9 protein-coding genes are annotated in these 14311 nt (G+C 28.5%); 1 reads left to right on the plus strand and 8 read right to left on the minus strand.

The features are described 5' to 3' along the window. Positions 1-71 precede the first annotated feature (71 nt). Genes DYA59_RS04525 through DYA59_RS04540 form a run of 4 tightly spaced genes read right to left on the minus strand, consistent with a single transcriptional unit; the run spans position 72 to position 8444 of the window. Complete coding sequence (locus DYA59_RS04525) at positions 72-3125, minus strand: UvrD-helicase domain-containing protein (protein ID WP_115269807.1); 3054 nt, start codon at positions 3123-3125, stop codon at positions 72-74. Beyond that, positions 3125-5743, minus strand: a complete 2619-nt coding sequence (locus DYA59_RS04530; RefSeq protein ID WP_115269809.1) for a PD-(D/E)XK nuclease family protein — start codon at positions 5741-5743, stop codon at positions 3125-3127. Before DYA59_RS04530 ends, DYA59_RS04525 begins: the two co-directional genes overlap by 1 nt. A 9-nt stretch (positions 5744-5752) precedes the next feature. Then, complete coding sequence (locus tag DYA59_RS04535; RefSeq protein WP_115269811.1) at positions 5753-7102, minus strand: MATE family efflux transporter; 1350 nt, start codon at positions 7100-7102, stop codon at positions 5753-5755. Positions 7103-7121: 19 nt separating this feature from the next. Beyond that, positions 7122-8444, minus strand: coding sequence for a hemolysin family protein (locus tag DYA59_RS04540; RefSeq protein ID WP_115269813.1), 1323 nt, complete (start codon positions 8442-8444; stop codon positions 7122-7124). A 154-nt stretch (positions 8445-8598) separates the two neighbouring features. On the opposite strand from DYA59_RS04540, the gene DYA59_RS04545 reads away from it, so the two are divergent. Beyond that, on the plus strand, positions 8599-9507 hold the full coding sequence (locus DYA59_RS04545; RefSeq protein WP_115269815.1) for a DMT family transporter: 909 nt from the start codon (positions 8599-8601) through the stop codon (positions 9505-9507). Between the two features lie 243 nt (positions 9508-9750). Here DYA59_RS04545 and DYA59_RS04550 read toward each other — a convergent pair whose 3' ends face one another. The 4 genes from DYA59_RS04550 to DYA59_RS04565 form a co-directional block, all read right to left on the minus strand. Then, a complete protein-coding gene (locus DYA59_RS04550; RefSeq protein ID WP_115269817.1) occupies positions 9751-11304 on the minus strand; it encodes a nitrite/sulfite reductase in 1554 nt (517 codons plus the stop codon). 336 nt (positions 11305-11640) lie between these two features. Then, the gene (locus DYA59_RS04555; RefSeq protein WP_115269819.1) at positions 11641-11931 is read right to left on the minus strand and encodes a hypothetical protein; all 291 of its coding nucleotides are present in this window, start codon (positions 11929-11931) and stop codon (positions 11641-11643) included. Positions 11932-11939: 8 nt separating this feature from the next. Then, on the minus strand, positions 11940-12122 hold the full coding sequence (locus tag DYA59_RS09670; protein WP_115269821.1) for a transposase: 183 nt from the start codon (positions 12120-12122) through the stop codon (positions 11940-11942). A gap of 332 nt (positions 12123-12454) precedes the next feature. Continuing rightward, the gene (locus DYA59_RS04565; RefSeq protein ID WP_115269823.1) at positions 12455-14311 is read right to left on the minus strand and encodes a PTS fructose transporter subunit IIABC; all 1857 of its coding nucleotides are present in this window, start codon (positions 14309-14311) and stop codon (positions 12455-12457) included.

The following is a 14311-nucleotide window of genomic DNA, read 5'->3' on the forward strand; positions in this document are numbered from 1 at the left end:
TCATCAAAATTCATTATTTTATATCTCTATATATAAAAATTTAATTTTTAATTTATATCTCTTTCTATCTCTCATACATATAACTCTATATACTCAGTAATTATTTCAAACTCCTCTATATCTCTTTCATTTCTTTTTACTCTCTCTATCATTGACAACTTATAATTTTCTAACTGCTCCTCATCATACTTACCTGTTTTATAATCAGCTATATAGATAATACCTTTTTCTTTCTCTGTTGGTAGTTTTATCATCAATCTATCTATTCTAAAACTTCTATTCTCTCCATCTATTTTAAGATATGTTGGATACTCTCTATATATAAAATCCCAATTGGTATCAAAAATATTTCTACATCTCTCATAAATATACTCTATATTCTCTTTAGAAAGTAACTCATTCATCTCTTTTTCCCCAACTACAGAGATATATTTAGCATAGGTAAGTTTTTTAGATAGCTCTATCTCTTTTTCTTCCCAATGTAAAATATTTTCTAAGAAATAGTGTATAATTATTCCTCTTACTCTTTTTCCCTCTATCTGAAGAGTATGAGAATATATCTTATTTATTCCCTCTCTTTGATTTTCCTCTTTATCACTCTTGTGAGTAACTATTGGAGTAGAGAGTTTCACATCATACTCTATTCCCTTTAAATTATCTTCTTTTTCTACCTTGTTTAAAATTATCTCTCCTCTATCTCTATTTTTTAATAAAGTTGAGAAATTAGAATTTTCTATATCCTCTATCTTTTCTACCACTACAAAAATATTATTTTTAGGACGAGTAAGAGCAACATATAGATTATTTATCTCCTCGTGCTCCCATTTCAATCTCTTTTCCTCTAGATAATCTATCTCTTCTACACTTTCCAAGATATTATTAAATTTATTATCTGTTATCAGATAGGATTTTACTTGGGAATAGTTTTTATCCATCTCAAAGTAAAACTCCATTCCCTTATCTCCACTGTTTCTTGGTTTACTAGGAATAAAATAAAACAGTGTATCAAACTCTAATCCTTTAGATTTATGAATTGTCATAAGAGAGATTGTATTACTACTTCCAGCTGATATCTTTTTAAACTTCTCTTTTTGATTATTCTCCGCATACTCAATCAGAAAATCATTAAAATATCTATACTCCTTAAGCAATTTATAAAATCCAAAGATATTTAAAGTATCTTCATCATTTTGAAATCTATTTCCAATCCCTATTCTAAGTAACATCTCATAGGTTAAAAACTCTGTTTCTCCACAGTGATTAGTATAATTTATGTAGATATCTTTTAAAGTAGAAAAAATATCCTCTTCTATATCAATAGAGCCATCACTGTACAAATAACTCTCTACCTCATCTCTCTTTTTAATTATCTCTTTTAAAGTTGGAGCTGAGATATTTACTAAATCTGAACGTAAAAAATCTAGTAGTGATAAAAAATCTTTTTTTACAAGCCAAGAGATAAGAGCATAGATTCCACCTATTCCTCTGCTCTCTACTATACTTGTATCAGACTCTAAAGTATATGGTATTCCTCTCTCTCCCAATGAAAAAGCTATTCTCTCTAAAGTTTTTTTAGTTCTAGCCAAAATTCCTATACCACTGTAATTAGTTGAGAAGTTTTTCTCTATCTCATCTACCATAACTTCAAGAGCCTCTCTCTCCTCTTCTCCAGTAAGAAGTTTTACAAAACCTGACTCTTCACTCTCTCTATACCCTACACTATTAAATTTCCAATCACAATTAGGAGGATATACATCTACACTTTTATCAGCTATATCCCTAAAGACTTCATTTGTATACTCTACTATATTTTTTTTACTTCTAAAGCAGGTATCTAACTCTTCCTCTTCTCCATCTATTATCTGAGCAAGATTTTCAAAAAGTTTTTTCTCTCCTCCTCTCCAACCATAGATACTCTGCTTCTCATCTCCTACACAGATGATATTCTCACTTTTATCTAAGATATTTTTTAGTATTCTCCACTGTAAAATACTTGTATCTTGGAACTCATCTATAAATACACTTCTAAGCCTACCATCTATAATCTCAAAAAATTCCTCAGTAAGTCCATTTTCATCTATAAATCCAAGCTCTTTTTCCTCTAAATATTTAAAGGTATAGTTACTTATATCTGTATGAGTAAATCTCTTCTCTCTAAATTTTATCTCATCATAGATAGCATAGATTTTCTCAATGGTTTGGAAAAGTTTCTCCTCATATGGAATTACAAGTCTATTGTACATCTCTCTTCCAAGATTATCTTTAAACTCCACATATAGATAGTTTAAATCCTCAAGTTGAGAGTCTATATCCCCTTTTTTAGATTTTACCTTCACTCCACTCCAAAATTTATCCTTAAGAAAAATATTATAATTTTCCTTTAAATACTCTCCCTTATCCTTTGAAAAAAAATATCCCCTATAATCTTTTTTTACCAAATCATCAAAGGGCTTTCCTTTTATCCCAGCTATCTCTTTTAAAATCTCCTCCTGCTTTTCTAGTATTGGAAGAGCTGGTTTATAATCAAGAGGTTCTTTCTTTTCTAAGTTTTTTCCTAAGAGAATCATCTTCCATCTTTGATTTATAATATTTCTAATAAGCTCCACATACCTATCCATATCTTTTTCGCTATTATCCTCTAAAAAACTTTTAAAAAGATTGAAGTCCTCTCTATTTTCAAAAAGTTTTTCAAATGTTCTAATAAGGATTTTCCTATTCTCCTCTTCATCTACTATCTCATATGAGTATATTTTCAGGTATGGAGCTATTGCTTTTTTAAAGATGGTATTAGTAAATGAGTCTATTGTGTAGATTTTTAATTTATCTTTATTCTCAACAATATTTTTATAAATCTTTTTTATTTTAGATATCTCAAAAGAAAAACCATCTCCATATATATTTTGAAGATTTTTCTCTATCTCAACTCTTTTCTCTTCACTTTCACAAATCTCTTTTAAAAATTTTAAAATTCTCTCTTTAATCTCTGCAGTGGCTTTTTTTGTAAATGTCATTACTAAAATATCTTTAAAATCTATTCCCTCCATAAGAGAGGCTATATATTCAAGAGATAATCTATATGTCTTTCCTGTCCCAGCACTTGCCTTCAATATCAATTTTTTTCCCATTACTCTCTACCTCTTCCACAGATATTATAATACTCACAGGTTGTACAAGGTGTTTTCTTCTCTGCCCTCATATATTCTTGAGAGTCTACAAAATTTTTTATATTTTCCTCTAATTTTTCCCTTGTAAGAACTACCTTATCTTCTCTCTCTATCTTTCCTTTCCAAGCATTAAATACCAATTTCTTAGCTTGTCCAGACTCTCCATACAGTATTATTGTATAGTAATCTAACTGTCCATCTTGCTTATTTCCCGTCTTATAATCTATTATCTCGTTACCTATCTCACTCTCTATTACCAAGTCCGCTCTTCCTCTCAGATATACATCTATATCTCCAGAATAAAATGGAGTATTTTCATAGGAACTCTTCTCACTTTGAAATCTTTTAATAGCTATCCCCTCATAGTTTGCTTTTAAATCTTTAAAAAATCTCACTATATTTCTGCTTATTATAGGTATCATTATCTCTTCACAATAGTTGTCCATATGTAGAGGTATCTTAGCTCTCTCCTTTTTAAAAGCTTTTTTCATTCTTTCTTCCACTTCAGAATACTCTACCTCTCCTATTCCATCTTGTAAAACTTTTTTCCAAATGGAGTTTACATACTCTTCTAAGACTTTATGTACTATTATTCCTAAGACTCTACTACTGATATCTTTATCCTCATATTTCAGAGTATGAGTTAATCCCTCTATATTGGAGAAATAAAAACTAAGTGGACATTTTATAAGATTATCATAGTCATAGGCTCCTATTTGAAGTTTTCCCTCTTTGAAATCTTCAGAATCTTTTATGTATCTTTCATCACTACTTTGAGAATATCCCAACTCCACCCCTACTAGAGATTTTTTTAGCATATTGATACTATTTCTATTTTGTACAGGAGTTTTTAAAAGAGGTAGGGAGTATTTCAATATTATCTCCTCTAAAAATGGAGATATCTCTACACCTTTCTCTTCATCTTTCTTAGTAAAGATTACACAATCTTTTTCACTAAATATAGCTTGAAAAAATCTATATCTTTCTATCTCTCTTTTCTCCTCTTTGGTGGTAATACCTAGTTCTTTTCTCTGCTTCTCTGTCAAAATTAGATTATCATTTAAATTTTTAGGTAGATACTCATCTGTTATATCTAAAAAATAGTTGATATCCTTATATTCCTCACTATATCTTACAAAGTCCATTCCCTTTATAAGAACGATATCTTGTCCATATTTTATATTACTCTTTATTGTTAAATCCTTCATATATTGGATAAGAAGTCTATAGAGAGCTATTCCCATCTTATCTCCAAAATACTCATTGAAATTAGAGTGAATTTTCATTACCTCATTACTTTTTATTATCCCAAATATTTCAAAAAATTTATCAAAAATATCTGTATTATCCAGATTCTCCTCAATAAATCTTTCCATCTTTATATGCTCTTTAAAATAGATATATAGCTCATTGGTATTGGAAATATAGGTAATACTCTCTATATCAAAGATAATCTCATTTAATTTGTCTAAAAAGTCCAGTGGCATATTTTTTTCAAACCACTCCTCTTGTAAGATTTTTCTTGAGATATACTTATACCCTTCCATAGCACAACTATTTAAAAGATTAAACTCCACTTCACTTATATTATAATAATCTTTAAATATTCTCTCTTCAAAAGCAGAAAGAAACTTAGAGATTTGATAGACTCTTCCTAACTTTTCCTCTTCACTTGATATTATATCTAACTGAATATTTAAAAATTTGTATAGTTTTGTATCATTCATTGTAAAATTTTGTGATGGAACAAAATAACTAGGAAAGATTTTTGAGAAAATATTTCTTTCAGGAGCTGGAGAGTATATCTCATATTTTTCTATTTTTTTTAGATAAATCAGTGATAAAGCCTCCTCTAACTCATCTTTAAATTGATATACCTCTATATTTTTTATTTTCTCTGGAATACTTACTCTATTTATTTTAAACTCTTTCTCATTAAAATCTCCCTTTTTCATCTGTATAGCTATCTCTATCTCTTTTTTACTACTCAACTCTTTTATAAGCTCTACATATATTTTAGGAAACTCCACCATATCTACAAATATTATCTTACTAAAGTTCTCTAACCATATATCTCTATAATTTTCTCTTCTTTCTAACCAATCACTTGGAAGATAGTTGTACTCCTCACACAATTTATCAAAGAATTTTTTTATCTCTGAAAAATATCCTAAATATTTTTTTTGCCAATGGGGATATTCACTTAATTCTTCCACCTCATTTACCAATAGCTCTCTATAATAAGCAAAAAAATTGTTAGCTATATCTATCACATCATAGTAAGTAACTATTCCAAGCTCATCTTTTATATTTTGTGATATACACTTGAAAAAGGCTAAGATTCTCTTAGCCTCTTTTAAAATAATCTTATCTGTATAAAAAATTCTATCCTTGAACTCTTCCATAGTTATAAGAGTTGCTGACTCCTCAAAGAGCTTTTCTGACATTTTTTTAGAAAAGATATCCTTCATTCTGTTATCTGAAAATATATAGAGCTTTTCTCTTTCCTTTTCATCTTTTCTTGAATAAATATCTATGAATTTTACTCCATAATCTATATATCTAAAATTTATACCCATACATCTCTCCTATACACTTACATAGCTCCATTTTCCTTTTTTGAATACTCTATAACAAGCCATACTCCTAAAAGCCAAGTCTATTGTCATAACTATCCAAGCTCCAGAAAGTCCTGTATCTATCTTATATAGGAAAAAATATGTAAGTGGTATTCTTATTACATACATACCTATTGTAGTTATCCAAAGTACAGCTTTTGTATCTCCAGCTCCTCTTAGACAACCACTAAGAACCATCGATACAGCTTGGAAAGGTTGACAAATAGAAACAAGTCTAAGAGCTATAGTTGCCATTTTTTTTATTTCTATATCATCAGTAAACATATAGATAATAGTTCCTGGCAAAATAAAAAATATCAATCCAAATATTGACATAACAAATATAGCTAAAGCTGTAGTTGCTAACGCATCTCTATGAGCAGCTTTAGTAGAATCTTTTCCTAACTGTTGTCCTACTAAAGCTGTCCCAGCTACAGCAAATCCAAATCCCATATTATACGAAAATGACTCAGCTGTAAGAGCTATCTTATGAGCTGTATATGCCATTGTTCCTAATGATATCACCATCATCTCAAATATCAACATACCAATTCTAAATACCCCTTGTTCAATAGCAGCTGGTATTCCAATTTTTAAAACTCTTATAGACATCTTCTTATCAAAAACTTTTAATTTTTGTAAAGGGATAGATATCCAAAATCTTCTTGTAAAAAATGTAGTATATATAAAAATACAAGTTATCATTCCACGAGAAATAGTGGTAGCAATTCCAGCTCCCATAACTCCCCAATCAAATACAAAAATAAATAGATAGTTAAATAAAATATTAGAAAAAATACTTAAGATATTAGCTATCATTGGTATATTAGCTTTAGATATCGATCTATAAGCAGCAAAGAATACCACATTAAAACATAGAAATGGCATACCCAATAGAACTGTTGAATAGTATTGATTTGTCATAACTAGCTTCATATCATCTGCTCTTCCTACTAACTCCAATGTTTTCTCTCTAAATATAAAAAGAAGTAAAGTGATTCCCAAAGAGATTGGAATAGAGAGTATCAAACTTTGAGCTAAGGCATTTTTCCCCTCTTTTCTATCTCTAGAACCATAGGCACGACTTACTAGAGCAGTAGTACCTGTACTTACAGCAAAAAAAATAGGAGTTACAGCATTTAATGGAGCATTTCCTACTCCAACAGAGGTTATAGCTACTGCTCCAAGCTTTCCAACCATAATCATATCAAAAAAACCTAATAATGTTTGTGCAAATAAGTCAGCAATAGCTGGTAAAGCTATTTTTATAATATCAACAAAATTTTTCCTATTCTCTCTCCATTCCTTTGCCAACTTCATTCATAAATCATCTCCTAAATTATTTAATATCATTTTCATTACTATTCTTTCTAGTAACTAGAAGTTGGTCTATTTTAAATTTATCCACATCTACCACTTCAAAAGTATAATTTTCAAAATCTACAACTGCAGATTTTTTAGGTATACTTTTTAGCATATACATCATAAATCCTGCAATAGTTTCATATGTATCTTCTTCAGGGAATTTTTCTATATCATCTAAAACTTTTTTCACATCCTCTACTGAAGTAGCTCCATCTATAAGCCAAGAACCCTCTCCTCTTGCTATTATCTGTTCATCAAAGTTTTGATGTACTATATCTCCCATAAGAGTATTGACTACGTCATTTAAAGTAATCAGTCCCACCACTAATCCATATTCATTTAAAATTATAGCAAAGTCATCTCTTGCTTCATTAAATCTATCTAAGGCTTCTGACAAAGTCAAAGTATTTGGAATTACTAAAAGATTTTTATTATAAATACCTTTAATATTTTTTAATCCCTCTACTTCTCCATTTAATATTTTAGGTAGAATATCCTTAGAGCTCACATATCCCAAAATTGAATCTATATCATTTTCACAAACTAAAAATTTTGAGTGAGGGTTATTAGCTATTTTATCCTTTATGCTCTCCTCTTTTTCATTTATAGTTAAATATACTATACTATCTCTAGTTGTCATTATAGAGGATACCCATCTTGACTCCAATTCAAAAATATTTTCTATAAGTGAGTGTTCTTTTTTCTGTACTACTCCTGCTTCTGCTCCAGCATCTACCATAGCAAATATATCATCATAAGTTATTCTTTCATCTCTAACAAGTGGTATTTTAAAAAGTTCAAATATAAAGTTTGCTATTCCATTAAATACCCATATCAATGGTTTAACTACCCTTATTAACATGCACATAGGAGTTACTATTACTGTAGATATCTTCTCTGGAGCTACCATAGCCAGTCTTCTTGGAACCAAATCTGCAAATTCTATAAATAAAGCTGTTATAATTATAAAGGATACTATTCCACCTATAAAATTTGATTTTGGAGAAAGAATTGGAAAAAAATTAACTATAATGCTTTCTACATATGGCTTAGCTATATTTTCTCCAATTATTCCAGCTAAAATTGAAACAGTATTTGTTCCTATTTGAACAGCTGTAAAAAAATTTCCAGATGTATCTTGAACTTGCATAACTTTTTTAGCATTTTTATTTCCCTCATCTACCATAACTTGTAACTTCAATTTTCTAGCAGATGCTAGAGATATCTCACTGATAGAAAGAAATACTCCTATCCCAATCAAAACAAGCAATAATAAAATTCTAATTTCTATATTCATAAATTTTCTCCTCAGATTTTATTTTCCATTTCCTTATTTCCTAAAATTAAAATTCAAAAATTTTTCTATATCATATAAAAAATATAATTTTTATGCTAAAATACTATTATAATATAATTATAACATATTTTATACTTAATACAAGGGAGAAAAGATGAAGTATACTAAAGAACATCAATTATTAGCTTTAATTTATATTTTATTTATGGGGTTTGGATATCCACTTATTCGTTACATTAGCGATATTTTTAATCCGATTAATACTAATGCAATTATGTTTCTTTCTGGTGGAACTCTTCTCCTATTAGTTGCCACTATAAAGTTTAGACACGAAATTATCAAGCTAAAAGACAATCTTCAACTATTTTTAAAATTAATAATAATCGCTTTCTTAACAGCCGGAAATATGTATTGTTTCATAGCTGGATTAAATAAAACTTCAGCTTTAGCTGGAAGTATATTTGGAATCTTGAGCATACCATTTTCTACAATTGTAGCTGGTATACTATATTTAGATGAAAAAAAGAAATTGAAAGAATTACATTTCATTTTTGGTAGTATTTTAGCCTTAATAGGATCTTTTATCTTTGTTTTCACAGGAACTTACAAAATTTCCTCTAATTCCGACTTTTTATTGGGAATTATTTTTTTAATAGGAACAATTATAATTCAAGCTATACAAAATCTTATCGTCAAAGATATTACTAAATACCTTCATTCAATTGTTATCAGTAGCTGCTCTTCAATTTTAACAAGCATTCTTTTTTTTACTTTTTCAATATTTTCTGGAAATATTAATGAGTTGATTACTGCTCCACCTAATAAGATAATTATAGTTTTACTTACAGGAATTTACTCCATATTTGTAGGCATGTTTATATCATTTTTTATAATTCAAAAGCAAGGTGTAATAATTTTAAATATTTTAAAATTACTTATTCCTCCTACTACCGCTATAGTTAGCTATTTTCTTTTAAATGAAAAAATTTTTTTATTTCAAAGTTTTGCTATTATTCTTATACTAATAGGTTGTATAATTGCACTTAAGCAAAAAAAATTTTAAATTTTATAACTCAATACTAGTTTGAATATAAAATTTTAATAAAAGTTAATCAAAATAAAGTTTATAATCTCATTAACTCAAAAAAAGTTTTTTATTACTTAATTATAATTTTCTTTCCCTTTTTAGCAAAAATAGCTTTCTATGTATAATCATAGAAAGCTATTGAAGTTTCAAAATTAACTTATTATAGATTTTTTATTTCTTTGTTTTTTAAATTAAAAATACTTGAGAAGTCACTTTATTTTAACAAAGAAATTCCTCTACTATCTTTTGAAATCTTTGCTTATCTTTTATAAACTCTTTGTACTCTAATTTCTTTTCTTCAAGTTCTATTCCTAATTTTAAAATAAATTTAGGAATATCTCTCATAATTATAGTTCCAATTTTTTCTCCTAACGTTGTTTTTCCCTCTTTTACAATTCCATCTACATACAAGTCAAATACATCTTCTAGAGCATCACCAACTTTTTTCTTACCACCAACAAATCCTAAATCAGAAGCTTGATGTCTTCCACAAGAGTTATGACAACCAGAAATATTTATACTTGGTAATTTATCTTCTTTTATATTGTTTTCAGATAGATAACTCAAGATATTTTTTAGTAAAGTTTGGCTTTGCTCTACACCCAATTGACAAGTAGGAACTCCAATACAACTTACACTTTGTCTAATTTTTGTTTCTCCATTGTAATTTTTTACTATCTCACTTAGTTCTTTTACTTGCTCTTCAGTAAGATCTCTTACATAGATATCTTCGTTCATACTTAATCTAGCTTCAGCATTCTTATTATTTTCTAAAAACTCTACTAAGTTTTTAAAATCTTGATGATAAAGTTGTCCATTTACTGGGTGTATTATTAGAGTATATAATCCATCTTGTCTTTGATGTAAAAGTGATGGTGTTTCAGCTAGAGAATGAGTATAAGTTTCTTGAGTTTCAGAAATAATTGCTTTTAAATTTAAAGTTAAATCTTTTGAATTTTTAACTTTTTCTAAGTGTTTATCAAAAGCAACTAAAAACTCCTCTCTTCCCATTCTTTTTGGAATGTATCTAGTTCTAGCCTTAGCTTTATTATTATAATCTCCCTCAGCCATAAATAAATTTACCATAGCTTCTACATAATAAAGTATCTCCTCAGGCTTTACTTTTTTTCCATATGGAATAGAGATTTCTGGATTATTTCCCAATCCACCAGCTATGTACATATCAAAATAAACTTCTCCATTCTCAACTTTAGCTATAAATCCTAAGTCATTTATAGTAGAGTTTCCACCATCAGTTGAGCTAGATGACATTGAAATTTTTAATTTTCTAGGTAAATGATATGTAGTTATTCTTTCCATTAAGTATTTACTGATTGCATTAGCAAATTCTGTAACATCAAAAGCTTCATTTTTTTCTACTCCAGACATAGGAGAAAGACTTACGTTTCTTGGAAAGTTTCCACCTCCACCACGAGTATAAAGCCCATTATCAAGAGCTTTTTCCATAATATCACAAACATCATCTATTGATAAATCGTGTAGTTGTATAGCTTGTCTTGTTGTTAAATGTAATTTCTCTATATTAAAGTTTTCTAAAAAAGAATCTATTAACTTTAATTGATTAAGAGGAAGTAATCCAGAATTAGTACGAAGTCTTATCATAAACTTCTCTCCTCCTCTCTGAGCATAAACTCCCATTCCACCAGATATTTTTTTAAAATCTCCTACCGAAATCTCTTTATTCAAAAACCTATACCCTTCTTTATGAAAAGCTTTTATTTCATTTTTTAAAATTTCATACTGATTTTTCACTATTTTCCTCCCAAATTTTAATTTACTTAATTATTTAATAAGTATATTACATTTTCCTTTAATTTTAAAATAAAGTTTTTTTATACCATTATAAATTTATACTATTATAATATCATAAATAAAATTAAAATTAATTTAAAAAGATAATTCTTATATAATATAGAATCAATTTAAAAAGAGAAAAATTTTTTAGTACTTTAAATCTGGAAAATTGAAATTAATATTAAAAATTATAACCCATACAAAATATTCCTATTTTTCTTGAAAACACTTCTTTTAGCACGCAATTTTAGAGTAACTATTTCTTCCTCGAAAATTAATAAAATGATTTAAATATTATTGATATTTTTCTAAATAATCCATACATTTCTCAAAACATTTCTGTTCTTTAGACTTTCTATGTCCTCTTCCTTTTAAAGATTTAATATTAAGATTAGATAAGTAAGAACAAATTTCTAAGAAATTTTTATAATTTTTATTAAAATCATTATTAAAATTTTCGATTAAAAGTTCTATTTTTTTATCTAATCTTGAGCTATATTTTTCAATAGGATCTCTCCAAACAAAAAAATATCTGTTTGAATATGCTTCAATTTTAGTTCTATCGATATATAAAATATTCTCCATCTCAAAAATTATTTAAACAAATCAGCGAGTAAATCACTAATTTTAATTAAAAATCTTGAAATAGTGAAGTAATCAGGGATTTTAGAATTCTGTAAAAGAAATCGAAATTTGATATTTTCATGACACGTGAGTTCAATATCTCTAGTAGAATATATTACTCTAGAACACCCATAAAGAATGATAGCAAACATTTTAACAGGATGCACCTTAATTTTACTTACAAAAGTTTAGTAAAATCCATATCCTCAAAAATGGTACTAAATTTTCTTACGGAGTCATCATTAGAAATTTGGTATTGTAAAAGCTTAAAAATTTTGGGTTGAATTAAATTAAAATACATGTTATTACTAATTAGGTTTGACATAGATATATTGTATTAGAAATTTGAAAAAATTTCGAGTACTTTATACCTTTTTTTAATGCAAAAAGAAAAAAGCTAAAGAGATAAAAAATCTCTTCAGCTAATTTCAAAGGTTTAGACTATTTAAATTTACAACAGCCCTTTTTTTATATTAATATAATATTATTCTTGAACAGTTTTTTTAATAAATCCTAAGATTAAAGCCGTAACTACAGAACCTACTATTATAGCTACTAGATACATAATAGGGTTTGTCATAACTGGTAATACAAATAATCCACCATGTGGAGCTGGTAATTGTACTCTAAAGAACATTGATAATCCTCCAGCAATTCCTGAACCAATTATACAAGCTGGAATTACTCTGATAGGGTCAGCAGCTGCAAATGGAATAGCACCTTCTGTGATAAATGATAATCCCATTATATAACAAACTTTTCCAGCATCTCTCTCATCTTTAGTAAATTTATTTTTAAAGAAAGTAGTAGCTAGAGCTATTCCAAGAGGTGGAACCATTCCTCCAGCCATTACAGCAGCATGAGGATAATAATTTCCAGCTGTTATCATGGCAATACCAAATGTGAAGGCACTTTTATTTACTGGACCTCCCATATCAACTGCCATCATTCCAGCAACTAAAATTCCTAATAGAACTAAGTTTCCTGTTCCTAGTCCTTGTAAAAAGTTAGTAACTCCACTGTTAAGAGCAGCTATTGGATTGATAATAACTCCATACATTAAAGCACCAGTAATAAATATACCAAATAGAGGATATAATAAAACAGGTTTTAACCCTTCTAAACTATTAGGTAATTTAGCAAATAATTTTTTTAATAAAACTACAACATATCCTCCTAGGAATCCACCAATAAGTCCCCCTAAGAATCCACCACCATTATTTAGAGAGATAAGTCCTCCTACCATAGCAGGAGCAAATCCTGGTCTATCAGCAATACTCATTCCAATAAATCCAGCCATAACAGGTATCATTAAGAAGAAAGCATTTCCTCCACCAATATCACTAAGTAGTTTTGCTACAGGATGGAAAGATGGGTCATTAGGATTACTAGCTTGAATACCAAACATGAATGATAGGGCTATTAAGATACCTCCTCCAACAACAAATGGTAACATATTTGATACCCCAGACATTAAGTGTTTATAGAATCCTGTTTTTTCTTTTTTAGCAGGAGTTTTTTCTCCACTAGTAGTTACAGTGTAAATAGGAGCTGTTTGATTTAAAGCATTTTTTATAAGAGTTTCTGGATTTTTTATTCCCTCTTTAACAGGTACAATTTCTACATGTTTTCCAGCAAATCTCTCCATCTCTACATTTTTATCTGCTGCTACTATAATTCCTTTAGCTCTTTTAATCTCTTCAGCAGTTATCTCATTTTTTACACCAGTAGAACCATTAGTTTCTACTTTGATATTTACTCCCATCTCTTTAGCTTTTTTTATAAGAGCGTCAGCAGCCATATATGTATGAGCTATTCCAGTAGGACAAGCTGTTACAGCTAAAACCTCTGGGGATTCATCTGATACTTCCTCTTCTTTTTTCTCTTCCTCTTTTATATCTGAAGTAAGGATATCTATTACTTCTTGCTCAGTTTTAACCTCTAATAATTTTTCTCTTATTTCATCATCTAATAACATAGTTGTTAGTTTTGATAAAATTTCTATATGAGTGTTTGAAGCATTAGCTGGAGCAGCTATCATAAAAAATAGTTTTGATGGTTCTCCATCTAACGATTCATAATCTACTCCATTTTTTGATAATCCAAAAGCTATACTAGGTATTTTTACAGCAGAAGTTTTAGCATGAGGTATAGCAATTCCCTCTTCTAATCCAGTAGAGCTTTGAGCTTCCCTTGCTAAAATAGCTTTTTTATACTCTTCTTTATCATTTAATTTTCCACCTTGATAAAGAATCTCTACCATTTCATCAATAATTTCTTGTTTAGTTTGACCTTTTAAATTTAAATTGATACACTCAAGTGTAAGTAAATTTGTTATCAT

The organism is Fusobacterium necrogenes (genome assembly GCF_900450765.1).
Classification (GTDB): Bacteria; Fusobacteriota; Fusobacteriia; order Fusobacteriales; family Fusobacteriaceae; genus Fusobacterium_A; species Fusobacterium_A necrogenes.